Source organism: Bacillus paranthracis (genome assembly GCF_024296885.1).
GTDB classification, from domain to species: Bacteria; Bacillota; Bacilli; order Bacillales; family Bacillaceae_G; genus Bacillus_A; species Bacillus_A paranthracis.
On sequence record NZ_CP101135.1, the window covers coordinates 4,856,250 to 4,881,033 of the forward strand.

The following is a 24,784-nucleotide window of genomic DNA, read 5'->3' on the forward strand; positions in this document are numbered from 1 at the left end:
CCCACCAATTTTTATAGTTTTATATTATTACATATTCTTTTGCTATTATCCGCAATCCTATTGCGGGATTCCGAAATTATATATGATAGTGAGGTATTTCTAGCAATGATTAAACAACGTCCAATTTATTTCGTAATTTCATTAATAATTTTTTACTTAATCATACAAAGTTACATCCTCTACAAATTTTATCAGCCTTACAGTGGCATTATCGCTTCTAAAGAAAACGAGAAGACATATACAATCAGTCAAATTGATACGTCGGGTTGGGCTGCAAAAACAGCATTAAAAGTAGGCGATGAAATCTACAAAGTAGATGGGGAGAATCCTTATTTAGGGGTTTTCAAGCGGTACCAAAATCAATTTTTAAATGCAACCGAAATTCAATCTATAAAGAATGATAAGATTTCTACTTATAGTACAGCAGCTACTTCAGACAACGAAGAGCTACTTATTACATTATATCTACCAATGATTTTTTCTCTAACCATTCTAAGCTTATGTTTTATTCTCTATAGAAATAAAGCTATAAGGCGAGAAGAGCGTTATTTTATGCTTTTTTTATTAGCAACCTCTATTAGCCTTTCCGCCTCTTCTATATCTAGTAAATCTGATTTTGGCGGACTCTTGATTATAAGTATCTCTTTTCAAAGTGTATCTTTATTTCTTACTTTATTTTTATATCAGCTGTTTAAGCGGAAGGAAATTATTATTATACATAAAAATTTGGTTAGATTTCACATTTGTCTATACATGACCGTTGTTACTACTGGCTTATTATCCGTTACCTTTTTTCCAAATTTGCAACAAGTCTCTGCTTACACAGATTTAGCTTATTTATGCTTTAGTATTCTTTTAAGTGTATATTTTCTTTTAAAAGGATACATAAAATATAGAAATACTTTACACAGACCTTTTTTTAAATTTATGTTAGTTATCCAATGTATTTCTTTCGGGCCATTTATCATGCTATATGCGCTTCCAAGGATATTATTAAATGCAGCCATGATTAGAGCTGATATTGCAGCCTTATTCCTATTTTGCATTCCAATTGGCTACTTTTATTTAATATTAACAAAGCAAATCTTTGATATTGATTTTATGTTTGATCGTGTTCGTTACTACTCTATGCTTTCATTAATTCCAACTATCATTATTACATTAATTATAAGCTGGGGTATTAATCCTGACGAACGCTTCTTAATTAGACTCATGCAAAATTTTATTATCATTTTCCCTTTAAACATACTGTTTCTTGTAATAAAGGAACGATTAGATTTCACATTTCGCAATCAATTATTCAGAAACAAAACCAATCTACATGTAAGTATTGATCAGTTCGCACAACAACTTTCTTCCATTATGAAAGTAAAAGATTTAGAGAAGAAATTTATGAATGAAATTATCTCCCTACTAAAACCGTGTTTTATACAATTTATTGAATTTGATATAAAACAAAATACATATAATTGTTATAAGAGTTACGGGGAAACAGAAAAATTTAATCTTTCGAAAAAGAAACAATGGGGAATGGAATCGGGATATATAAATGATTTATTAGAAGATGACGGATGTATCGGTATTTATTTATATTCTACTCAAAATACAAAGCATTACATTTGGGTTGGAAATAAAACCAACAATATTAAATTTAATATCAATGAAAAGACTTGGTTTATCGCTATCGTCAAATATGTACGTCTCGTTTATGAAAACCTAAATTCAGTTAACCAAATCATTCAATCTTTAGAAAAAGAAAGCCTAGCAAATAAAACACACTCAGCAACTCTTTCACGCCTACTATTTCAAATCTCAGAGACTGAAAGGCGTCGACTCGCTGCAGATCTTCATGACGCTGCCCTGCAAGACCAAATTGTCTGGTATCGTAAACTAGAAACCGTATTAAAAGAGCATACTGTACCAGGTGAATTGCAGGGACAATTAGAAAAAATAAAATTCGGTATGTTAGATGTTATTCAACAAATTCGTGACACTTGTAATGAATTAAAACCTGCTCTTCTATCTGAAATTGGTCTTATAGGTGCGCTTAAAGAGCTATTAGCACAAATGCAACTACGTACTAATTTCCGAATTCAATTTGAATACGACTCAATACAGGAGAATCATTACGAATTTGATAAAATTCTATCTATTTATCGTATTATCCAAGAATTATTAAACAATGCTGATAAGCACTCTAATGCAACTTTAATTAATATATTCTTATGGGAGGAGAATAATTGTATTTATCTAGATTATCGTGATAACGGCATCGGCTTTAATACACAAGTCCCCTATTCTTCAAATAAACATATGGGTTTATCTGGGATTAAAGGGCGTGTTCAAGGAATAGGAGGCGAAATTCAACTTATTTCAGAAATTGGAAATGGACTACAAGTAAATATTACTATACCGAGGTGAATAAAATGATACACGTTTTGATTGTAGACGATCACCAAATAGTTGGTGAAGGCACAAAAAATATGATCGAATTAGAAGCAGATATTCAGGCAACATACATTTTAAACGAACAGGAAGCAATTTCTCAAAGTTCAAAAACACCTTTTGACATATATCTTTTAGACATGAACATGCCTAATTATAGTGGACTTGATGTGGCTCAAAAACTTTTACACATACAACCAGATGCAAAAATCATTCTCTACACAGGCTTCGAATATTTATCTCAATTTAATTTATTAATAGATTCTGGTATTAGCGGTATTGTTAGCAAATCAGCATCACAACAAGAGTTATTAATGGCTATTCGTGCTGTCTTAAATGGGTATACTTTAATTCCAATTTCTCTATTGCGACAACTTCGAGTTGAAGATATGACTGTTGATAACTTAGATACGAAAAGAGCATCAAGCCATGTTACAATTACACAAAAAGAATTAGAAATTCTTGAATCCATTGCGAAAGGAAAAAGTAATAAACAAATTGCAGATGAATTATATATGAGTTCTAGGGCTGTTGAATATAATTTAACGAAACTATTTAAAAAGTTCAAGGTGAGTTCTCGTTCTGAAGCGCTAGCTGAAGCTGTTCGAAAAGGTATAATAAATGTAAATGTATAATAAAGACATTCTACCAAAAGGTAGAATGTCTTTTCATTTATCCTTTTACATTTTCTAATGTCATAACAGATGGAATTTCATTCGGTTGTAATAGTCTTAATAACTGCATACCAACTCCTGCTATTCCTACAAACATGCCGAATGATTGAATATCATCTGGTGCATCACATTGATAACTACCTGTTTCTCTATAATTATTAATAACTTGTATGCCAATTTGTATCGCCTGTTCATACAATTCTTTATTACCATATAACTGTGAAACAGCCAATAGTAATTCCGTGTCCCCCATATTCCCATGGCATAATGTATCATTATTTTTAAATCCATACTTTCGTACATTATCTACAGCTACTCGAATTTCTTCGTCCATTTCTACATCTTCTTCATAGCTTCTTACTAAAACCCTGCTCAATCCTATTCCGGTGGAACCGTGGCACCATTGATGTAAGCACTTCTTCTCACTCTCTCTCGTGTCTTTCCACGCACTTTCTTCTTTATCAAACAATGATCGATCATAAGCAAGCGCTTTTTTAGCTAAATCAATATATTCTTGATTCCTATTCATAATCCCCGAACGCCATAAGCTCCAAGCGATACCACTCGTTCCATGAGAAAAACCACCTAAATAACTGTTAGTATGTTTATTCTTCCACGCTACTCCATTTTCTAATATTGATACATTTTCCGCCAAATGCTTACTATACATATCAGCAAGATCTAAATAATCTTGATCCTTTGTCATTTCAAATACATTAAGGGCCACTTGAATAACTCCCGCTGAGCCACTTAACAAATCAAACTCTTCTTCTTCTTTGAGCCTTTCTTTTAATTCTACTTTTATTTCTTCTAAAAAATCCTGATATTCTTTTCTAGGACTTATAGATTGAAAATGTGCTAATGGATATAACAATGAATATTTACCCAAGAAGGTCGATAGCAGCCCCTTCGCTTTCGATAAAGGGTTCATCGCTGATTTCAACGCCTTATGAGCAACCTCTAAATATTTTTCGTTTCCTGTAACTTTATTTAGATACAATAAGAATAGTGCTACGCCACCTAAACCGTCATATAAATTTTGTTTCATAGGGGCAACATACCACTTGTCGTGAATAACATTTGCTTGTAACCATGAAGCTGTTGTTTTATCATCAGATAATACTACATTCTCTACTAAAGACTCTCCGATATTTATTGCTTCCTGCAAGATTGTCTCCTGATGATTTTCTAATAATTCACTTCTGTAACTCTCTTTCCTTCTCACTTTAATATCAATTTCTCTATTTCCCTGTATTGCCAACTTCAGCCATCCTCGTTGCTTTTCCAATTCCTTCTCATCAAAATGATAAATTTTATTATATACTTGCTCATAACCGCTCTCCTTAAAAAAATCTTCCATCTTTTCACCTGTACTACTATATAGATCTCGTGAATCTGTAAAAGTCGTAAATATAGGAACATCCGCACGTAATAAGTCTTGAATCTCATGAATGACTAGTTCCTTATTTTCATATGGGTAATACCATACTCTTTCAAATAATTGTTCCAATAAAATTGAATCTCTCATATAGTCTGGATGTGTAGACTCTTGTAGGAAATTACAATATTGTTGAGTAGCCCTAGCAACAATGCGAATTTTATTTTCTTTAAATGTAATTAAAGGTCCTCTTTCTGATAAAATCTCATCCTTATACTCAATAAAAAATTTACACATTTCCTGAAAACCATCAATAATAAAGTTCAAATAATCCTCTACATAAATCTCTTCTACTCCAAGTTTCGGTAGATTTTTAGCACTTTGACTTTTGGCTTCTTTCATAGTAAATTCCATTTCATCTTTACTATTTTGATTTAAAGCCAACACCTTAAACGGCAAATCTTGCTCTTTTCCATTTAAAGCACTTAAATCGATACCTTTTCCATCGATATTTTGAAACATAGCTTGCGGCAGCAATCCAGATCCTATCACTGAGTCGCTTTGTTCATATTTCAATTTTACTTCCGCACTATCTGGAAAATTCAGTTTTGGATATTGATGAAAAATCGTCTCCGAATCAATAATGTATGGATACTCTCCATGAGCAATTATATTTTCAAAATGCAAATCCGCACCCTTTAACATATGCATTAAACCAATCAACTTACCAAAACGTGAATAGTAGCGCTCTACCTCTTCTTTAGAAGAACACGGTTTATACAATATTTTCTCTTCCCATCCATATTCACCACAGTCTAAAACTTTATATGATGGAAGTTGTATACTTCCACTTACCTCATTCATCCATTCTAAAAACGCATGGTACGATTTCGTAATTTCCATAGACTTTGGCTTATATAAAATTTCTTTACCTGAAGAGAATACAAGCTGAACAACCGTTTTTCCTTCTTGATGTGTATCTCCTAATCCAACCTTAATTTCGCTTAATGACGCATCCTGCAATTGAAATTCTTTTTGTAATTGTAGCCAATTTTCATTCAAACGAAATAGTAACATTTGAACATTTTGTATAAAATACTCTGTTCTCAAAATTAACCTTCGCGTTAATGTTGCGTATTCCTCATAGAACGCAATTAAATTCTCCTTATTCCTAGCTTTCTCTCTGACAAAGGAAAGAAATCGCTCTTCTGGAGTCTCCCCTATCAGTTCCTCCCTTAGTTTTGCAATATTAAATTCTAAGACTAGTGAGCGCACCGCATTATTTAATAACTCTTCTACTAAAGATCGTACTAGCATTTCTTTAATTTCTTCATGCTCATAACATATCTTATTTAATCTATATTTCAACGAACTATCTATCATTTCGGCTGCATAAAGTGCAAACGGCCTAACAAATTCTATAAACCCTAAATCTTCCTCTGCACTTAATGGCTTACTATCACACAACTCTATTCCCATTTCTAACACGCGCAAATTCACATGTTCATTTAATTCATCTATATATAAATGCTCTTTGGATTCAGGAATTTTCTCAATTAAACTCGCAAAATCTTCTTTTGTCATTTCATTCATCTTTAATTTAAAATCAAAATCAGCTTTATTACTTCTAAACATTTTATCTATCCATTTATTTAATTGGGCCAAATTTAAATCTTCCGATAATAATAAATCTCTTCTACTCATTAGCGTTTTATAACGCTCTTTCAAATTAAGACTCTTCGCAAATGCCTTTTCATTTATATATGAGTGAATTAACATAATAATTTAATCCCCTTCCTTATTTTAAAATCCATATTCCAATAAATCGGTCCCCCTTCAGGAGAAACAGATTCCAACATTCGATTTTTCACATTCGAATATTGGAATCTGTTTCATTCAAAAGGAGATGAACACCCCTTTCGAATGAAACCTATCTACTTACAAATTTTAATTGATGCCGTTATTCCTATAATGACTCCCACACAAAGCGGTGTTGTTTCTGGTTGTACATCTGATGCCCCTTGAATTTCCGCTAGTTCTTCTTCGCTTAATTCATTTAACGCTTTTCCAGATGGGTGGTTTGGTAAATCTTTTAACTTCTCTCTTACTTGTGGATCTTTCCACGCTTCTACTAACTCTTCTTTTGTGAACTTGTATCCTTTTGACATTTCATTCATCCTCTCGTTTTGGTTTTTTATTTTATTTACAAATCTTAATTGACGTTGTTAACCCGATAATGACTCCCACACAAAGTGGTGTTGTTTCTGGTTGTACATCTGATGCCCCTTGGATTTCCGCTAACTCTTCCTCACTTAATTCATTTAACGCTTTTCCTGATGGATGTTTCGGTAAGTCGTTTAACTTCTCTCTTACTTGTGGATCTTTCCACGCCTCTACTAACTCTTCTTTTGTGAACTTGTATCCCTTTGACATTTCATTCATCCTCTCGTTTTGGTTTTTTATTTTATTTACAAATCTTAATTGACGTTGTTAACCCGATAATGACTCCCACACAAAGTGGTGTTGTTTCTGGTTGTACATCTGATGCCCCTTGGATTTCCGCTAACTCTTCTTCGCTTAATTCATTTAACGCTTTTCCCGATGGGTGTTTCGGTAAGTCGTTTAACTTCTCTCTTACTTGTGGATCTTTCCATGCCTCTACTAACTCTTCTTTTGTGAACTTGTATCCTTTTGACATTTTATTCATCCTCTCGTTTTGGTTTTTTATTTTATTTACAAATCTTAATTGACGTTGTTAACCCGATAATGACTCCCACACAAAGTGGTGTTGTTTCTGGTTGTACATCTGATGCCCCTTGGATTTCCGCTAACTCTTCTTCACTTAATTCATTTAACGCTTTTCCCGATGGGTGTTTCGGTAAGTCTTTTAACTTCTCTCTTACTTGTGGATCTTTCCACGCCTCTACTAACTCTTCTTTTGTGAACTTGTATCCTTTTGACATTTTATTCATCCTCTCGTTTTGGTTTTTTATTTTATTTACAAATCTTAATTGACGTTGTTAACCCGATAATGACTCCCACACAAAGTGGTGTTGTTTCTGGTTGTACATCTGATGCCCCTTGGATTTCCGCTAACTCTTCTTCACTTAATTCATTTAACGCTTTTCCCGATGGGTGTTTCGGTAAGTCTTTTAACTTCTCTCTTACTTGTGGATCTTTCCACGCCTCTACTAACTCTTCTTTTGTGAACTTGTATCCTTTTGACATTTCATTCATCCTCTCGTTTTTTTTATTTATTTGTTTGTTGTTCTCTACAGTTATAAATTTACAAGATTTAAACTTTTTAGATAACTTCGCAAAATTGCATATTTTTAACATTTTTAAAATAAAAAAATTCCTAACCTACAAAATGTAAGTTAGGAATCTCAGTTCTAAATTCAAGATTAAAGAAACAATAATTGACTAACGATAATATCAAAAAGACCCTTTGCACATGGTATTTTTACTTACCACATACAAAGGGCCTCTCCCAACACAAAATAATATTAAAGTTTATATAACGCGCCCAGAGGGATTCGAACCCCCGGCAGACGTGGTACCGGAAACCACCGCTCTATCCGACTGAGCTATGGGCGCATGGTTATAGAAAACACTTCATTTTCTTCTCATAATAATAGCAATAAAATCCATCTAAATCAATAAAAATATCCCCGTAATCCTTTATGACGCTTAGTTATGAGTATATTAACAAAACACCCACCCCTAAATTTTCCAATCATAAATTCAACCCAACTCACAAATTATAATCTTTGAATTGATATTCCAAAGGGGGCTTCATTCAATGACTGTAATTACGAAATTAAAACAAACTGTTTCTGGATTAAAAAGTGCACAAGCTAGCTTAGAGGGATTCGCTCTTGATACGGATAATCAACAAGCTAAGCAACTTTTCCAAACAGCTGCACAGCAAACACAAACGATTATCGATTCTTTAAACCCACGCGTTGAAGAAGTCCAACAAGAAGAACCACAATACTCACAGCAATAACGAATCAGTCTTGCTGTGAAATAGAAAAAGGATGATATGCAGTCATCCTTTTTCTATCACATTACATATTGCAATAGAAATGGAATGATAAATATGCAAAAACTCGGACTCATAACCGTATTATTTGCCCTTCTATTTAGCTCTTTTACCGGATGTGATAATAGTCCTTTAGATAAAAAAGTGAAAGAAGAAGCAAAACGAACGGAGAAAGAGAAAGGTCCAAAGTTAACAAAAACGAGTATGGAATCCTTTAATCAATCTATATCACAAGGAGCCAAGAAAAGAGCTCTCACTATGGATGAAATTATAAAAAGTACAGCAGTAAATTCAAATTTAGATCTCTACATAGCAGTTACACCTGAGCATCACGAAAGATTTGGATTAAAACCTCTCCGTAAGAAGCTCCAAAAGCAGCTAAGTGATGAGCACCCCACTTTCGATGTTCGTGTAAGTACAGATAAAAAAATCTTTATGTTACTTGAAAAGCTTGAAAGAAAAATTAAGGAAAAGAAAGTATCTAAAGATGAAATTAATAAACAATTAAAATTCATTGGTAAAAAAATGGAGTCTAACACTTAACGCTTTTTAAAAGAAAAGGAAGGTTTGCAATGTCTAGTAAAGATAAAAACTTAACCCCTGTGCAACAGGAATATAAAAAATTCGAGCAAGAACGCGAACCGAAGCGTCCTGTCTTAAAAAACTGTATAAAAGCCTTTTTCGTTGGTGGTTTCATTTGCCTAATTGGGCAACTCATTTCTACTTTTTATATTACGTATTTCGATTTCACTGAACGCTCAGCAGGGAATCCAACAGTAGCAACTCTTATTTTCATCTCGATGTTACTAACTGGGTTCGGCGTATATGATCGTCTCGGTCAATTTGCAGGTGCTGGGACAGCTGTACCTGTCACTGGATTTGGTAACTCTGTTGTCGCCGCATGTATCGAGCACCGGACGGAAGGGTTTGTCCTTGGCGTTGGCGGTAACATGTTTAAATTAGCCGGCTCCGTTATTTTATTTGGTGTATTTTCAGCTTTCGTCATCGCACTTATTAAAACGATTCTCGTTCAATGGGGAGGGCTATAAATGTTACAAGGACACCGAACGTGGGTATTTGAAAACAAACCAGTTATTATTTCGACAGGAGTCGTCGGCGGGCCGTTTGAAGCAAAAGGAAAAATCCCCGAAGACTTCGATATCCTTCATGAAGATTTATGGCTCGGACAAGATTCCTATGAAAAAGCACATAAAATTTTGTTCGAAGAAGCTTGTAGCCGCGCCACTGAAAAAGCAGAACTTCGTAAAGACGATATCCAATTTGTACTCGCAGGAGATTTAATTAATCAAATTACCCCTACAAGCTTTGCTTGCCGTACACTGGGCACTCCTTATCTCGGACTATTCGGCGCTTGTTCTACTTCTATGGAAGGTTTAGCACTTGGGGCGAGTATCGTAAATGCAAAAGGCGCAAAATATTTATTAACTGGTGCATCAAGCCATAACACCGCCGTAGAAAAACAGTTCCGCTACCCTACTGAATATGGTGGACAAAAGCCACCTACCGCGCAGTGGACAGTAACTGGAGCAGGAGCCGCTATTTTAAGCGATACTGGAAACGGCCCTAGGGTAACATCAGCCACAATCGGAAAAGTGGTTGATATGGGATTAACAGATCCGTTTAATATGGGAGGCGCAATGGCTCCAGCCGCCGTCGATACAATTGAGGCCCACCTACGCGAACGCCAAATTGACGCCTCTTACTACGATTTAATCGTAACCGGTGACCTCGGACATGTCGGCCGCGAAATTGCTTATGACTTATTACATAAACACGGAACGAAAGTAACGAGCGAACAGTTCCAAGATTGCGGGCTACTCATTTATAGAGAAGGGCAACCTGTCATAGCTGGGGCTAGTGGACCAGGATGTTCCGCAACAGTCGTGTACGGTCATTTATTAAACAGAATGAAAAGAGGAGAGTTCAAAAAAATACTTGTCGTTGCGACAGGCGCTTTACTATCTCCACTTACATTCCAACAAGAAGAAACGATTCCGTGCATCGCTCACGCCGTTTCAATTGAATTCGGAGGTGCAACGCAATGATTTTTTTCTGGGCTTTCGTCATTGGCGGACTCATATGTGTAATTGGCCAACTTATGTTTGATGTCGGCAAACTAACACCCGCTCATACAATGGCAACACTCGTTGTTGCTGGAGCTATATTAGATGGATTCAATTTGTATGAACCATTAATTGACTTCGCTGGAGCTGGGGCAACCGTACCTATTACAAGCTTTGGTAATGCCCTCGTTCACGGCGCAATGGAAGAAGCCGCAAAACATGGCATCGTTGGCGTTATTACCGGCATGTTTAAAGTAACAAGCGCCGGTGTATCCGCAGCTATTATTTTCGGCTTCATCGGAGCATTGCTATTCAAACCGAAAGGATAAGGTGTTTGTATGACAGTTATTGCTAATGTTAAAACCTGCCTTGCTAGTGTAAGGGGGGCTCAAGCAAGTTTAAGCTCCCTTTCTTTAAATTCACAAGATGAAGAATCAAAACGTGTATTTCATGAATGTATGTTAGAAATGGACAGCATCATCGCTGATTTACAGAATAGAGTTTCAGTATTAGAACGTGAAGAACCTCAATATAAAGGGTTTTAAGTAGACTGGAGGAAATGACTATGTCTCACCTGCCGGAATGGACACTTGTCATTCTTCGCTCTGTATTCATATTAATTATTTTATTCGCTATTACGAAATGGTTAGGGAAAAGACAAATCTCTCAGCTCTCCTTTTTTGAATACATTGCCGGAATGACAATCGGTGACATCGCTGCCCAAGTATCTACAGGGCTCGATTCAAAATTTTTCCACGGCGTCTTTGCGATACTCATTTTCGCTGTGGTACCTTTTTTAACAGGAATCCTCTCTTTAAAGAACAAAACAGCTCGGGACTTCTTTGAAGGGAAATCTACCGTATTAATAAAAGACGGAAAGATACTCGAAGACAACTTAAAGAAAGAAAAATATACAAGTGATGAATTACTGGAACTTCTCCGTGGAAAAGGTGCTTTCAGCGTAGCTGATGTTGAATTTGCTGTCTTAGAACCGAGCGGAGAATTAAATGTATTATTAAAGAAAGATTCCCAGCCACTTACAGCAAAAGACATCGGTTTAAAAGTAGCAAACGAAAAAGAACCACAAACTGTTATTATGGATGGCAATGTCTTAGATGAACCGCTATCCGCAAGTGGACATAACCGCGCTTGGCTACATGCTGAACTAGAAAAGCTCGGTGTTGTTATCGAAAATGTCTTTCTCGGTCAAGTTGATTCATACGGACAACTGACTATCGACATTTATAATGACAAACTACAAATGCCTTCTCCTCAAAACAAACCTTTATTATTAGCATCATTAAAAAAATGTCATGCTGATCTTGAACTATTTTCCTTAGAAACAAAGTCGAAATCAGCGAGCGAAATGTATAGTAAAAACGCGAAACAAATCGAAAAGATTTTAAATAAAGTAACCTATCTTTTAAAAGAATAGATATCGAAAGAACGCTTCAGTCAAAAGGCGTTCTTTTCTTTTTTTCTACAGTTTTTATAACGTTTAAATTTATGTAATTCGGTTATGATGTTGAAGATACATAAGCAGGGAATTTCAAAAACATAGCGAATATTTCATGGTACAACTACATATTTTTTTGATTTAAAGTGGTTTCGTTTGACCTTTATTGACCATAATTGTATTATAAGACTAAGAAAGCTTTATAAGGAGGAAATAACAGATGAATTTAATTCCTACAGTAATTGAACAAACAAATCGTGGAGAACGCGCTTACGATATTTACTCTCGACTATTAAAAGACCGCATCATTATGCTTGGTAGCGCAATTGATGACAACGTAGCTAACTCAATCGTTTCCCAGCTTTTATTCTTGGAATCTCAAGATCCAGAAAAAGATATTCACATCTACATCAACAGCCCTGGTGGTTCTATCACAGCAGGTATGGCAATTTACGATACAATGCAGTTTATTAAACCGCAAGTATCAACAATCTGTATCGGTATGGCTGCATCTATGGGTGCATTCTTACTCGCAGCAGGTGAAAAAGGAAAACGTTATGCACTTCCAAACAGTGAAGTAATGATTCACCAACCACTTGGTGGTGCACAAGGTCAAGCGACTGAAATCGAAATCGCTGCTAAACGTATCCTATTCTTACGTGAAAAACTAAACCAAATTCTTGCTGACCGCACAGGTCAACCACTTGAAGTGCTACAACGCGACACAGACCGCGACAACTTCATGACAGCAGAAAAAGCTTTAGAATACGGTTTAATCGATAAGATCTTTACAAATCGTTAATAGATATTTAAAGCGGAAGCGGCTTATTTAGAGTCGCTGGAGCTGGATACATAAAAAAGCGCCTATTACAGGGCGCTTTTTTATAGTTAAATCTCCGCACGAACATACCCCACTCAGTATCCCTCTAAATATATCGGCGATTTTTCAAATATATCGACCGTAACTCCAATTATATCGGCGATTATTTTAATATATCGACGTTTCGACACAACTTATCGACTTACCGACAATTCTCGACAAGAACGCACATCCCACATACCCCCACCAACAAGCCCCAAACAACAAAAAAGCTATCGCACATGCGCGATAGCTTCTTATTGTACATATGCAGCTAGTGCCTCTAAAGCCTCTTCTGCATCTGAACCTTCTGTTGTAATTGTTATCATGCTACCAGTTCCAATTGCTAAGCTCATAATCCCCATTATGCTCTTTGCATTTACTGTCTTCCCATCTTTTTCGATGAAAATATCTGCATGAAAGCGATTGGCCTCTTGTACAAACAACGCAGCCGGACGTGCTTGTAAACCGTTTTTTAATGAAACCTGAACTCTTTTTTGAACCACAGCTCCATTTCCCCTTTAACCTCTTATTTTTTTGCTACCGTTTCCCCCGCGCGTAATTTCTCTGCAATATCATCAATTTTACGCAAACGATGATTAATACCCGATTTACTAATTTTCCCCCCGGATACCATCTCACCTAATTCTTTCAATGTTACATCTTGATAATCTCTTCGTAATTGCGCAATTTCTCGTAGTTTATCCGGCAATATATCAAGACCAACCGTCTCATCAATATAACGGATATTTTCAATCTGCCTTAGCGCTGCACCAATTGTTTTATTTAAATTAGCTGTTTCGCAGTTCACTAAGCGATTTACAGAATTACGCATATCACGTACGATTCGAATGTCTTCAAATCTTAAAAGTGCATTATGAGCACCTATAATATTTAAAAACTCTGTAATCTTTTCTGCTTCTTTCAAATACGTAATGTACCCTTTTCTTCTTTCCAACGTCTTACTATTTAAATCAAATCCGTTCATCAGTTCACATATAGCATCATTATGTTCCTTATATAACGAAAAGATCTCTAAATGATAAGATGATGTTTCTGGGTTATTTACTGAACCACCTGCTAAAAATGCACCGCGTAAATACGATCGTTTACAACATTTCTTCTCAATTAATTCTTGTGATATATTTCGAATAAATGAAAAGTCGTCTCGAACGATATGAAGATCAGCTAATATTTCGCGTGACTTCTCAACAAGCCTTACGATATATACATTGTTTTTCTTCAATCGCATTTTTTTACGAACAAGTAATTCTACCGTCACGTCATATCCTTTTTTCAAAAGCGTATAAATCCTTCTTGCAATTGCCGCATTTTCCGTTTGAATATCGATTGATAGACGACGATTTGAAAAAGAAAGCGATCCGTTCATGCGAAGTAACGCTGATAATTCTGCTTTCTCACAACATTCCTTCATCTCCAGATTCGTCAACTCTTTCTTTGTTTCTGATGCAAATGACACAGTCAACACCTCCTTATACGATTATTGTGGAACAAAAATCTTGTCCTATATGAAATGAGGAGCGTTACCCCAAACGAGGCAACGCACATCTACAACAGTGAATATAAAATAGAAGCTAGTTTTAATGTATCGTGTCTTACAACACGGTCATCATACTTCGCTAATTGATCTTGAATCACATTAATATTATTTTCAATAAAACGCTCTTCATCTACTACAACTGGTGCCGACATTTCTTCCTCGTATAACTGACGTAATTCACAAGGAATATCACGGTTATTGACAATTGCAGTATCGATAAACGGTTTACCTAAATGATCATGTAACGCCTGCACATGGTCAAACGCAGTATATCCCATCGTTTCACCAGCTTGCGTCATAACATTACACACATATACCTTCTTTGCTTTTGCAGCAAGAACAGCGTCCCCAATTTTGTTAACAACTAAATTCGGTAATATACTCGTATACAAACTTCCTGGACCGAAAACAAGTAAATCAGCTCGTTTAATTTCAGTCAACGTTTCATGTAACGGCTCTACATCTTCTGGAGTTAAAAAGACACGGTTAATTTTCTTTCCGAAATAAGGAATCTTTGATTCACCTGTTACAATTTCTCCGTCTTCTAGTTCCGCATGTAGTACTGCACTTTGATTCGCTGCTGGTAATACACGTCCTCTAACATTTAAAACTTTACTCGTTTCTGTAATAGCATGGAAGAAGTCTCCTGTAATCGAGGTCATACCTGCCAATAATAAATTTCCTAACGCATGACCTTTCAGCCCATCTCCCGTTGTGAAACGATGCTGGAATAAAGCTTCCACCAGTGGCTCTACATCTGATAACGCAACAAGTACGTTACGAATGTCACCTGGGGGTGGAATTTCTAGCTCATCACGTAATCTACCTGAACTGCCACCATCATCAGCGATTGTAACAACTGCTGTAATATCAACCGGATATTGTTTTAATCCTCGTAATAAAACAGAAAGTCCCGTTCCGCCTCCCATGATAACAATTTTAGGTTTTCTCTCTTTTTTCATCCCTTAATGACCCTTTCTCTTCTCCACATCACGATGAGATACATGAACGCTATACTCTGGTTTCAGATGTTTCCCAAGGTATTCTGTAAGCGTAACAGAACGATGCTGTCCACCTGTACATCCAATTGCAATTACAAGTTGACTCTTGCCTTCTCTTTTATAATGAGGCAGCATGAAAGTGATAAGATCAGTCAATTTCTCTAAAAACTTATGCGTCTCATTAAATTTCAGCACATACGATGAAACTTCTTCATCTAGTCCTGTTAATGGCTTCATATGTGGAATGTAATATGGATTTGGTAAAAAACGAACATCAAATACTAAATCTGCATCAATTGGAATACCGTACTTAAATCCAAATGACATAACATTTACACGAAATGCTTGCTCAGTTTCAGTTGAAAATAGGTGAACAATTTTTTCACGTAATTCTTTCGGTTTTAAATCAGATGTATCAAGCACAATATTCGCGCGTGCCTTCATATCTGTTAATAAATTACGCTCTGCTTCGATTCCCTTTAACGGCAGACCAGTTGGTGCAAGTGGATGCGAGCGTCTCGTTTCTTTATAACGAGTTACAAGTGTGCTATCTTTCGCATCTAAGAATAAAATATGAGGAATAATCCATGTACGTTCTGATAAATCATCAAGCGCTTCCCATAAATGTTCGAAAAACTCTCGGCCACGTAAATCAATACCAAGTGCTACTTTATTCATTTTTCCTTTTGAATCCGCCATAAGCTCAATAAACTTTGGCAATAACATCGGTGGTAAATTATCCACACAGAAATATCCTAAATCTTCAAAACTTTGTAAAGCTACTGTCTTTCCAGCTCCAGACATTCCTGTAATAATTACCATTTTTATATCATTATTCTCTGTCATCGTATCCTCTCCTTGACGGTTTAACTCGGATCTAATCGATATGAAAGCAACTCAAAATCTGGGGTATATACAAATGTACCGTAGATTATGCCATTTCCTTTAATTAAATAATCAATAATGTGATAATCTCCTGGTGCCATTGCTAAATCATCAATTTTATCAAATGTATGCCAACCAATGATGCCTTCTTCGCTCTCTAGTTTGTTTTCTCCTGCAAAATCTGTCGCTAAAAAGGAGAACATCATCCATTCAGAAACAACTTTATCACCTTCTTGGATGACAAAGGTGAAGACCCCCTTTAACGCTGGGTTCTTTAAATAAATACCTGTTTCTTCACGATACTCGCGAACAACGGAATCTCTTACAGTCTCACCACGCTCCATTTTCCCGCCTGGTGCAACCCACCAATTCCGGCGAGGTTTTTGGAGTAAGAGTACTTCATTATCTCTAATTAACACACAGTTTGTCACTCTTTGCATGTTTCTTCACCTCAGCTACTTGCAGCAAATTTCTCACTGCATACTCATTTCATTATACTATCAAAAACAGTTTGCTACAACGAAGGAGCCAGTCCTCTTCCGCTAAGCATATGCTACTCAACAATTTTAAAAAAGCTTTCTATAACAAGCAATGTAAATGCCTGGACTTTCAATGTATAGCATGAAAAATCCCCTTAACGATTTTTATCGCCAAGGGGACTCCAGCCCTTACTTCTTACCGAAATAAGTAACAATCGCAAATCCTAAAATAAAGGTAATAATTGAACTTATAATTGAAAACCCTCCAGTTGGAATACCAGGGAACACAATTACAATCGAACCGATAACTAGTCCAATAATTGCCGCAAATGTCATACTTTTATAACGATCTAATAAGAAGCTAATTCCTTTACTACTTACAACAAACCCTACCATAACACCAGCACCAATAACTGCAATTAAAGGTAAGTTGAGTGTAGTTAAAGCATTAATTGCTGTCGGATATACACCAATAATTAATAAAATAAACGATCCGCTAATTCCAGGAAGTAACATCGCCATACTAGCCATCCATCCTGCGAAAAATAAACCAATTGCATTTAAAATTGTTAACGTCGTAATTGGATCTGCTGTCTTATCTGGTTTAAAGAAAGCTGTGATCGCAACAAGAATTGCTGCAACGATTAATAAAACAATATGCTTACCTTTAAACGACGACTTTGCATCAGCTTCTCTCATTAACATCGGTAATATACTAATAATTAAACCGAGGAAGAAAAATTGAGTCGGTTCATAATGATTTGCAAGTAAATATTTAATAACATGACTTAACGTTAAAAACGCTGCTGCCACACCAGCTGCAAGTGGAATTAAAAATCCTAAATGTTTTTTCCATTCACGACTAAAGAATCCGCTAATTGCCGCAAGCAATTGTTCATAAATCCCTAACACAACAGCGATTGTACCGCCGCTCACACCAGGAATTAAATCACTAACGCCCATACAAAATCCACGATATATATTACGCCATTCCATACTGAATAAATTCCTCATTTCTTATAGTGATTTTTCCGTAAAGTCCAGTATATCAATAAGAAAGCTTATAATCCCAATATTTTTTGACAAAACTTTGACATTTTCACACAAAAAAAGAAGAAAGCTCCTATCGGTAGCTTTCTTCTCAAAAGGTATATTACCCCTTATTTTTCTGATACAGTTTTTAGTTCTTCTAATAATTCTTCTACGTAATGTTGCGCACTTTGTGCTGCGATACTACCATCACCTGTTGCAGTTACAATTTGACGAAGCATTTTTTCGCGAACATCACCAGCTGCGAAAATACCAGGAACTTTCGTTTCCATACGCTCATTCGTTTCAAGGTAACCATTTTCGTTTGTAATACCTAGTTCAACAAATGGTTTTGATAGTGGTAACATACCGATGTATACGAATACGCCGTCAGTTTTGACTTCTTTCTCTTCTCCACTGTTTACATCTACAAGTGTTACACTTCCTACTTTACCATTTGCTTCGTTAATTTCTTTTATCGTGTGGTTCCAAATAAAGTCTACTTTTTCGTTTTGGAAAGCACGATCTTGTAAAATTTTCTGTGCGCGAAGCGTGTCACGACGGTGAACGATCGTTACTTTTGATGCGAAGCGTGTTAAGAACACACCCTCTTCAACAGCAGAATCTCCGCCGCCAATAACTACAAGTTCTTTACCTTTAAAGAATGCGCCATCACATACCGCACAATATGATACACCGCGGCCGCCAAGTTCTGTTTCGCCTGGTACACCAATTTTTTTATACTCTGCACCACTTGCAACGATAATTGCACGTGCTTTATATTCTTTTTTACCAGCAATAATTGTTTTGTATTCTTTACCATCGATGACTTCTTTCACATCACCGTATGCATATTCAGCACCAAATTTCTTCGCATGCTCGAACATTTTATTTGATAAGTCTGGTCCTAAAATAGACTCATAACCTGGGTAGTTTTCTACATCTTCTGTATTTGCCATTTGTCCGCCTGGAATACCACGCTCAAGCATTAATGTGCTTAAATTCGCACGAGATGTATATACTGCAGCTGTCATACCAGCTGGTCCTGCACCAATAATAATGACATCATAAATTTTTTCTTCCGACACACTATTCACTCCTATCCATTCCTACACAATTAAGTTACCCTCATTATACTGTTCGCATCATTTTTTTCCCAATGATTTGCTTATCTATGTGTGCGTACGCTTAACAGCTTGCACATACTTTCGAACAGTCGCTACAGATACATTATACACATCTCCGAGCTCCGACTGTGTCATCTTATTTCCTTGTTCACTGCGTACGATATATTCAACCGCAGCTGACCAGCCGTATACATTTGTAAAAACTGCCCCAGATGTATATAAACGTATGAACGTACAAAACCAAAATTGTAAACACTCTTCGATTAATTCATCATCTTTTTTCGTATAATTGTATAAAGCATCCGCGATTCGCGCGCACTGTTCAAATTGCTGTAAATCAGCTGGAATACTCTTATGGCTATTCAGTAAAAAGAAATACTTTGCAAGTTGCGATACGATCGGAACACCATTCTTCGCCTGCGTTACATCAAAGAAGAATCCAACCTTCTCCGGCGTTGATAATTCATTCATTAAATATAAAGCTAGCATTTGTTCCTCTAGCGTCGCACTTTGCTGAAATGATTTTCGTAATTCTTCAAATAACACGTTTTGTCCTTCATCCGCTAAATTCAATGCATTCCACGGTTCTTTTCCCTTTTTATCAGGGTGCAATTCTACAACATGTTGCCACATTTTTTCAGCTACTTGCTGATCTTTCACCATATACGCAGAATATGCAAACCAATAATAAAAACTAACGTCTCCTTCGTATCCTTGACGCTTTAATAATTTGAACCATTTATATGCAGGCTCGAAATGACCAATTGTTGCAAGTGTCGTCCCAAGTTTCAAACGATGTTCAAACGAAATCGGATATACCGAAACTAACTGAGCAGCTAACACCTCTACTTGTTTATGCTCTCCAATTGAATATAGAAAAATAAGTGTATTACAAAGCGCATGTATATTACCAGGATTTTTCTCTAAAATCATTTCCGTTAATTTCAGCGCCTTATCTACATTACCAGATTGAAAATGCGCAATAGCTAAATTATTATGCCCCGACCAAAATTCCGGATAGTCTTTCGTAACAATTTCTAATGTAGCAATTGCTTCTTCCAATTGTCCGTTACGAATATAACGATTGGCTTCTTCCTGCATAACAATTAAATCATCTTCATCCTCAATCTCTTCCGCACCCATCGCTTCTTCTTCCATAATTTCAAGTAATTCTAATGTATCTTCAACAAATTCCTTCTCTTCTGCAACTTCTAAATAGCGATCCGCATACTTCTTCGCCTGCTGAAATAGACCCATATACGCATAATTATTTGCAATAAAATAATAACATTGTTCAAGTTCTGGATTAGATCTAACAAGCTTAAAGAAGGTTTGATTCGACTCTTGATATTCACCAGCCTCAGATAATACTGTTGCTAATTGACATAAAATAAACGGCTCCTTCTCGCTTTGTGCCGCTCTTCGAAAATATTTAATTGCATCTTGCAATTTTTGCCCTTTGTAAGCCCTCATCCCTTTTTTATAAAAGAAGTCCGCTAATTGATTAAAAGAGATAACTTGTCCGTTCTCCTTATATATTCTTTGATTTTTCCCCATATATCCTCCAGTTTTTTGTTTTCTTCGTTCACACATTCTTCTATCTATAAGTATAAACGATTCCGTAAAAAACAAAACAGTATATTATACTCAATTATTTCCTTTTTATTCATTAAAAAAGAAGAGAAATGTTACATTTTTAGCATCAACCTTCTCTAGCATCCATTTCTTCTTTTGTATAAATAACACGCATTGGATTTCCACCTACGAAAGCACCACTCGGTACATCTCTATGAACAAGTGTGCCAGCTGAAACAATTGCGCCATCTCCAATTTTCACACCCGGTAATATCGTTGTATTCGCTCCAATCATCACTTCATTTCCTACGATGATCTCTCCGAGTCGATATTCACGAATTAAATATTCATGTGCTAAAAGCGTTGTATTATAGCCGATAATCGAATTTTCTCCCACAGTTATCTTTTCCGGGAACATAATGTCCGGCATTACCATAAGCGCAAACGATGTTTTCTTTCCTACTTTCATCCGCAAAAATGTGCGGTATAACCAATTCTTGACCGATAAAAAAGGTGTATAACGTGCAATTTGGATAATCATAAAGTTTTTCATTACCTTCCAAAAAGACACTGTTTTATACACATTCCATAATGAATTTTCTCCTGAAACAGGATAGCGCGTTGTCCGTCGCACTTCACTCGCTCCTCTACTTATCTTTACGAACGATTCATGTCGGACAAAATCGGCAATAAATCACTCATTTTATCTAGCATAAAGTCTGGCTTGTAAGCCTCTAAATACGCTCTACCTTTCAATGTCCATGAAACCGCAGCTGTTTTCGTACCTGCATTTTGTCCACCAACAATATCATGATGATTATCCCCAACCATCAATGCTTCTTCTGGTTTCGCATCTAATAACTGAAGCGCTTTTTGAAGTGGCTCTGGATGTGGTTTCACATGCTCTACATCATCAATTGTTACGACAACATCAAAGAACTCATCAAGCTTTGATAGCTTTAGGCCCATCTCAACGGTTTGTCTCGCTTTCGTTGTAACAATACCAACTTTATAACCTTGTTTCTTCAACTCTTGAACTGTTTCATATACAGTTTCATATTCTTCCACTAGTTCATCATGATGATCATGGTTAAATTGACGATAACTCGTAATTAACTCTTCAACCTTACTTTCATCAATCTTACTGAAAGTATCATGCAAAGATGGACCGATAAATGGCAATACATCTTCACGCTTATATTGATCTGGATAATATGTATTTAAAGTATGTAAAAAAGAAGAAATAATAAGTTCGTTTGTATTAATTAACGTTCCATCTAAATCAAATAACACTGTATTTATTTTCATTGCCTTAGTCCTTTCTCTTTCCTGAATATGAAAGAAGCAGCATCTTATAATAAGATGCTACTTTTCTCTAATTTTCTAAATATCTTTTATCAGCTTGCCCCATTTTTCGTCTCACAATAATGAAAATAATAGAAATAACAACAAGTCCAATTGACATTACTTGTGCAATACGAAGTGGTCCTAGCATTAAACTATCTGTACGCAACCCTTCTACGAAGAAGCGTCCTACTGAATACCAAATTAAATATGTGAAGAATAATTCCCCACGGCGCAAGTTCACTTTTCGTAATGCGAGTAATAAAATGACACCTGCAAAATTCCATAATGATTCATATAAAAACGTCGGGTGATAGTAAACACCATCAATATACATTTGATTAATAATGAAATCCGGTAAATGAAGGCCTTCTAAAAACTGTCTCGTTACTTCATCACCATGCGCCTCTTGGTTCATAAAGTTTCCCCATCGGCCAATTGCTTGTCCTAGTAAAATACTTGGTGCAGCAATATCTGCCAACTTCCAGAATGAAACCCCACGGCGTTTTGCAAAAAGAATTCCCGTAATAACAGCCCCGATTAAACCACCATGAATCGCCAAGCCACCTTGACGAATATTAATAATTTGACTCGGGTTTTGCGCGTAATATTCCCATTCAAAAATAACATAGTACATTCTCGCAAATAGAATAGCGATCGGTACTGCAATTAATACAAGGTCAACAAATGTATCTTTTGGAATACCTAGCCTTTCTCCTTCACGAGTTGCTAGCCAAAGACCTAATAGCACACCTGTACCGATAATAATCCCGTACCAATAAACAGGAAACGGTCCAAGTTGGATAGCTACGCGGTCAAGCTGTGGTACAGAACCTAACAGCATATGTATGACCTCCCTCTCCAATGTTTACTCCTGATTTCCTAACTCAATCGCACTCATTAATCGTTCTGAGAACTGCTGTGCTGCATTGACTCCCATACGTTTTAAACGGAAGTTCATCGCTGCCACTTCAATAATAACAGCTAAGTTTCGACCAGGACGAACTGGAAGTGTAATCTTCGTAAGTTCTGTATCAATAATCTTCATCTTCTCTTCATCAAGACCTAAGCGATCATAATTTTTCTTTTGATCCCAAATTTCAAGGTTAATAACAAGTGTAATACGCTTATAATTTCGCACTGCCCCTGCACCGAATAACGTCATAACGTTAATAATGCCTAGACCACGAATTTCTAATAAATGCTCAATTAAATCTGGCGAGCTTCCAACTAACATGTCTTCATCTTCTTGGCGAATTTCTACACTATCATCCGCAACAAGGCGATGACCACGTTTTACAAGCTCAAGAGCTGTCTCACTTTTACCGACACCACTTTGTCCTGTAATTAAAACACCAACGCCGTAAATATCTACTAACACACCATGAACAGCTGTTGTTGGTGCTAACTTACCTTCTAAATAATTTGTTAAACGACTTGATAATCTCGTTGTCGTTTGAGAAGAGCGTAATAAAGGCATGCCCGATTCACGCGATGCTTGCAGCAACTCATCTGGTACATCTTGATTACGAGTTACAATAATACATGGCGTCTCCTCAGTACAAAGCGCTTTCATTCTCTCTTGTTTTTGCTCTGACGTTAACGTGTCAAAGAACGTCAGCTCCGTCTTTCCAAGAAGCTGCACGCGATCAGCTGGATAATATGTAAAAAATCCTGCCATTTCAATACCAGGTCGTGATAAATCACTTGTGTCAATCGGACGATGAATTCCTTCTTCACCACTTATTAACTCCAATTGAAATTGTTCAATTAAATCTTTTGTCCTTACTTTCGGCATATGTATAAACCTCCACTCCGCTGCGGGTTCAGTCTCATTTGATGTAAAATTCCATTCTACCGGATATTGTACCATTTTTTTCTGGAAACAAGAAATACGGTTTCTAATAAATAGAAAAAAACATTTCATACACATCATGAAATGTTTTTCTTTTTGTCATTTTCTCTTTTTTTCATATAAAGGTTCCACAATTGCCTTTTCAATAATCATATTAAAAATTGAAATACAAATTGCCGCAACGATCGCTACACCAAACCCTGATATATTAAATGCATCTCCTAATAATGAATCTGCTATTTTTAACGTAATCGCATTAATAACAATTAAGAAGAATCCGAAAGTTACAACCGTAATTGGTAGCGTAATTAAAATTAAAAACGGTTTTACGAACACATTTAAAACAGCCAAAATAATACTCGCAATAATTGCAGTTTGTATATTTGCTACGTAAAACGCGTCTGGTGCAATCCCTTTTAAAAGTCCCGATACAGCGATTAACACAACGCTATTTACAAGAAGTGATACAATCCATCTCATTTTCTTACACATCCTTTTAAACATATATATTTCATCATACGCTAATAGATAATAAACGCAAGTATCATCCAAATACTTATATCAACTTATTCTACTCTTCATGTTTGTATACCTACCAACATCTCTTTGCGAAATAAGGCCCACACCATCTATGCTCATGCGTTTTCACAAAGGTCCAAGTGAAATCTTTATCTACAATATAAATATCACCTTTATACATATCGTCCCCCTCACACAATATATCCTCCATATGTAATAAACTCGCATCTTTTATTAACAGTACCTCATCACAATGTTGATAGAATATGTAGCAATCCTTTTTCACTTCATTATGAAACGCGTTTTCCGCTTCTTCTCCCTCTAAACACTTCTTTTTCCTCATCACTTACATGATTTGCAAAGTTATCCTCCCAGTGCTTGCGAAAACATACACCCCAACTTTGAAACTCTCTCACCTTCATATTTTTCTTTCTTAAAACATCTATAAACTCCATGTTCTCCCCCTAT

At 36.1% G+C, this 24,784-nt stretch carries 29 protein-coding genes, 1 tRNA gene and 1 pseudogene; 10 read left to right on the plus strand and 21 right to left on the minus strand.

Going from position 1 to position 24,784, the window contains the following annotated elements; all coding sequences use genetic code 11:
• Positions 1 to 105 precede the first annotated feature (105 nt).
• Both NLJ82_RS25260 and NLJ82_RS25265 read left to right on the plus strand, forming a co-directional pair.
• Positions 106 to 2,421, plus strand: a complete 2,316-nt coding sequence (locus tag NLJ82_RS25260; protein WP_000595468.1) for a sensor histidine kinase — start codon at positions 106 to 108, stop codon at positions 2,419 to 2,421.
• A gap of 5 nt (positions 2,422 to 2,426) precedes the next feature.
• Positions 2,427 to 3,080: a response regulator gene (locus NLJ82_RS25265; protein WP_000582193.1), complete on the plus strand. Its 654-nt coding sequence runs from the start codon at positions 2,427 to 2,429 to the stop codon at positions 3,078 to 3,080.
• Between the two features lie 37 nt (positions 3,081 to 3,117).
• On the opposite strand, the gene NLJ82_RS25270 is transcribed toward NLJ82_RS25265, so the two are convergent.
• From NLJ82_RS25270 to NLJ82_RS25300, 7 genes are all read right to left on the minus strand, one after another.
• On the minus strand, positions 3,118 to 6,276 hold the full coding sequence (locus NLJ82_RS25270; protein WP_000905306.1) for a type 2 lanthipeptide synthetase LanM family protein: 3,159 nt from the start codon (positions 6,274 to 6,276) through the stop codon (positions 3,118 to 3,120).
• Positions 6,277 to 6,431: 155 nt separating this feature from the next.
• On the minus strand, positions 6,432 to 6,665 hold the full coding sequence (locus NLJ82_RS25275; protein ID WP_000033705.1) for a mersacidin family lantibiotic: 234 nt from the start codon (positions 6,663 to 6,665) through the stop codon (positions 6,432 to 6,434).
• Between the two features lie 31 nt (positions 6,666 to 6,696).
• A complete protein-coding gene (locus NLJ82_RS25280; RefSeq protein ID WP_000033706.1) occupies positions 6,697 to 6,930 on the minus strand; it encodes a mersacidin family lantibiotic in 234 nt (77 codons plus the stop codon).
• A 31-nt stretch (positions 6,931 to 6,961) separates the two neighbouring features.
• Positions 6,962 to 7,195, minus strand: coding sequence for a mersacidin family lantibiotic (locus NLJ82_RS25285; protein WP_000033706.1), 234 nt, complete (start codon positions 7,193 to 7,195; stop codon positions 6,962 to 6,964).
• Between the two features lie 31 nt (positions 7,196 to 7,226).
• The gene (locus tag NLJ82_RS25290; protein ID WP_000033704.1) at positions 7,227 to 7,460 is read right to left on the minus strand and encodes a mersacidin family lantibiotic; all 234 of its coding nucleotides are present in this window, start codon (positions 7,458 to 7,460) and stop codon (positions 7,227 to 7,229) included.
• Between the two features lie 31 nt (positions 7,461 to 7,491).
• Positions 7,492 to 7,725, minus strand: coding sequence for a mersacidin family lantibiotic (locus tag NLJ82_RS25295; RefSeq protein ID WP_000033704.1), 234 nt, complete (start codon positions 7,723 to 7,725; stop codon positions 7,492 to 7,494).
• Positions 7,726 to 8,018: 293 nt separating this feature from the next.
• A tRNA-Arg gene (locus tag NLJ82_RS25300) sits at positions 8,019 to 8,094 on the minus strand.
• Positions 8,095 to 8,299: 205 nt separating this feature from the next.
• Here NLJ82_RS25300 and NLJ82_RS25305 point away from each other — a divergent pair.
• From NLJ82_RS25305 to clpP, 8 genes are all read left to right on the plus strand, one after another.
• The gene (locus NLJ82_RS25305; protein WP_000216166.1) at positions 8,300 to 8,506 is read left to right on the plus strand and encodes a DUF1657 domain-containing protein; all 207 of its coding nucleotides are present in this window, start codon (positions 8,300 to 8,302) and stop codon (positions 8,504 to 8,506) included.
• 93 nt (positions 8,507 to 8,599) lie between these two features.
• Positions 8,600 to 9,085 carry a YhcN/YlaJ family sporulation lipoprotein gene (locus NLJ82_RS25310; RefSeq protein ID WP_001170598.1) on the plus strand — a complete coding sequence of 162 codons (486 nt, stop codon included), beginning with the start codon at positions 8,600 to 8,602 and terminating at the stop codon, positions 9,083 to 9,085.
• Positions 9,086 to 9,114: 29 nt separating this feature from the next.
• Entirely contained in the window at positions 9,115 to 9,591 is a 477-nt protein-coding gene (gene spoVAC, locus NLJ82_RS25315) for a stage V sporulation protein AC (RefSeq protein WP_000095407.1), read from the plus strand.
• On the plus strand, positions 9,592 to 10,608 hold the full coding sequence (gene spoVAD, locus NLJ82_RS25320; protein ID WP_000938956.1) for a stage V sporulation protein AD: 1,017 nt from the start codon (positions 9,592 to 9,594) through the stop codon (positions 10,606 to 10,608).
• Complete coding sequence (gene spoVAE / locus NLJ82_RS25325) at positions 10,605 to 10,955, plus strand: stage V sporulation protein AE (RefSeq protein WP_000575919.1); 351 nt, start codon at positions 10,605 to 10,607, stop codon at positions 10,953 to 10,955. Before spoVAD ends, spoVAE begins: the two co-directional genes overlap by 4 nt.
• A gap of 9 nt (positions 10,956 to 10,964) precedes the next feature.
• Positions 10,965 to 11,171: a DUF1657 domain-containing protein gene (locus NLJ82_RS25330; protein ID WP_000215890.1), complete on the plus strand. Its 207-nt coding sequence runs from the start codon at positions 10,965 to 10,967 to the stop codon at positions 11,169 to 11,171.
• 20 nt (positions 11,172 to 11,191) lie between these two features.
• Positions 11,192 to 12,061, plus strand: coding sequence for a DUF421 domain-containing protein (locus NLJ82_RS25335; RefSeq protein ID WP_000018916.1), 870 nt, complete (start codon positions 11,192 to 11,194; stop codon positions 12,059 to 12,061).
• Positions 12,062 to 12,302: 241 nt separating this feature from the next.
• Positions 12,303 to 12,884, plus strand: a complete 582-nt coding sequence (clpP, locus tag NLJ82_RS25340; RefSeq protein ID WP_001049162.1) for an ATP-dependent Clp endopeptidase proteolytic subunit ClpP — start codon at positions 12,303 to 12,305, stop codon at positions 12,882 to 12,884.
• 314 nt (positions 12,885 to 13,198) lie between these two features.
• Here clpP and NLJ82_RS25345 read toward each other — a convergent pair whose 3' ends face one another.
• The 14 genes and pseudogenes from NLJ82_RS25345 to NLJ82_RS25410 form a co-directional block, all read right to left on the minus strand.
• On the minus strand, positions 13,199 to 13,447 hold the full coding sequence (locus NLJ82_RS25345) for an HPr family phosphocarrier protein (protein ID WP_000250307.1): 249 nt from the start codon (positions 13,445 to 13,447) through the stop codon (positions 13,199 to 13,201).
• Positions 13,448 to 13,470: 23 nt separating this feature from the next.
• Positions 13,471 to 14,421 carry a DNA-binding protein WhiA gene (whiA, locus tag NLJ82_RS25350; RefSeq protein ID WP_000006561.1) on the minus strand — a complete coding sequence of 317 codons (951 nt, stop codon included), beginning with the start codon at positions 14,419 to 14,421 and terminating at the stop codon, positions 13,471 to 13,473.
• An 89-nt stretch (positions 14,422 to 14,510) separates the two neighbouring features.
• A complete protein-coding gene (locus tag NLJ82_RS25355) occupies positions 14,511 to 15,464 on the minus strand; it encodes a gluconeogenesis factor YvcK family protein (protein WP_000712178.1) in 954 nt (317 codons plus the stop codon).
• Positions 15,465 to 15,467: 3 nt separating this feature from the next.
• A complete protein-coding gene (gene rapZ, locus NLJ82_RS25360) occupies positions 15,468 to 16,349 on the minus strand; it encodes an RNase adapter RapZ (protein ID WP_000138457.1) in 882 nt (293 codons plus the stop codon).
• Between the two features lie 20 nt (positions 16,350 to 16,369).
• Positions 16,370 to 16,828, minus strand: a complete 459-nt coding sequence (locus tag NLJ82_RS25365; protein ID WP_001190080.1) for an NUDIX hydrolase — start codon at positions 16,826 to 16,828, stop codon at positions 16,370 to 16,372.
• A 228-nt stretch (positions 16,829 to 17,056) separates the two neighbouring features.
• Positions 17,057 to 17,863: a DUF368 domain-containing protein gene (locus NLJ82_RS25370; protein ID WP_000455203.1), complete on the minus strand. Its 807-nt coding sequence runs from the start codon at positions 17,861 to 17,863 to the stop codon at positions 17,057 to 17,059.
• Positions 17,864 to 18,027: 164 nt separating this feature from the next.
• Positions 18,028 to 18,984, minus strand: coding sequence for a thioredoxin-disulfide reductase (trxB, locus tag NLJ82_RS25375; RefSeq protein WP_001288072.1), 957 nt, complete (start codon positions 18,982 to 18,984; stop codon positions 18,028 to 18,030).
• An 84-nt stretch (positions 18,985 to 19,068) separates the two neighbouring features.
• On the minus strand, positions 19,069 to 20,580 hold the full coding sequence (locus NLJ82_RS25380) for a tetratricopeptide repeat protein (protein ID WP_000517738.1): 1,512 nt from the start codon (positions 20,578 to 20,580) through the stop codon (positions 19,069 to 19,071).
• Between the two features lie 145 nt (positions 20,581 to 20,725).
• Positions 20,726 to 21,232 (minus strand): acyltransferase, encoded by a 507-nt coding sequence (locus NLJ82_RS25385; RefSeq protein WP_001255080.1) that lies wholly within the window; start codon positions 21,230 to 21,232, stop codon positions 20,726 to 20,728.
• 23 nt (positions 21,233 to 21,255) lie between these two features.
• Positions 21,256 to 21,906: a pyrophosphatase PpaX gene (gene ppaX, locus NLJ82_RS25390; RefSeq protein ID WP_000700963.1), complete on the minus strand. Its 651-nt coding sequence runs from the start codon at positions 21,904 to 21,906 to the stop codon at positions 21,256 to 21,258.
• Positions 21,907 to 21,973: 67 nt separating this feature from the next.
• Entirely contained in the window at positions 21,974 to 22,786 is an 813-nt protein-coding gene (gene lgt, locus NLJ82_RS25395; RefSeq protein ID WP_000924232.1) for a prolipoprotein diacylglyceryl transferase, read from the minus strand.
• A gap of 24 nt (positions 22,787 to 22,810) precedes the next feature.
• Positions 22,811 to 23,740, minus strand: a complete 930-nt coding sequence (hprK, locus tag NLJ82_RS25400) for an HPr(Ser) kinase/phosphatase (RefSeq protein WP_001127250.1) — start codon at positions 23,738 to 23,740, stop codon at positions 22,811 to 22,813.
• Between the two features lie 156 nt (positions 23,741 to 23,896).
• On the minus strand, positions 23,897 to 24,277 hold the full coding sequence (locus NLJ82_RS25405; RefSeq protein WP_001267308.1) for a phage holin family protein: 381 nt from the start codon (positions 24,275 to 24,277) through the stop codon (positions 23,897 to 23,899).
• A gap of 112 nt (positions 24,278 to 24,389) precedes the next feature.
• Positions 24,390 to 24,771 (minus strand): annotated as a pseudogene (locus NLJ82_RS25410) (DUF4275 family protein).
• Positions 24,772 to 24,784 lie beyond the last annotated feature (13 nt).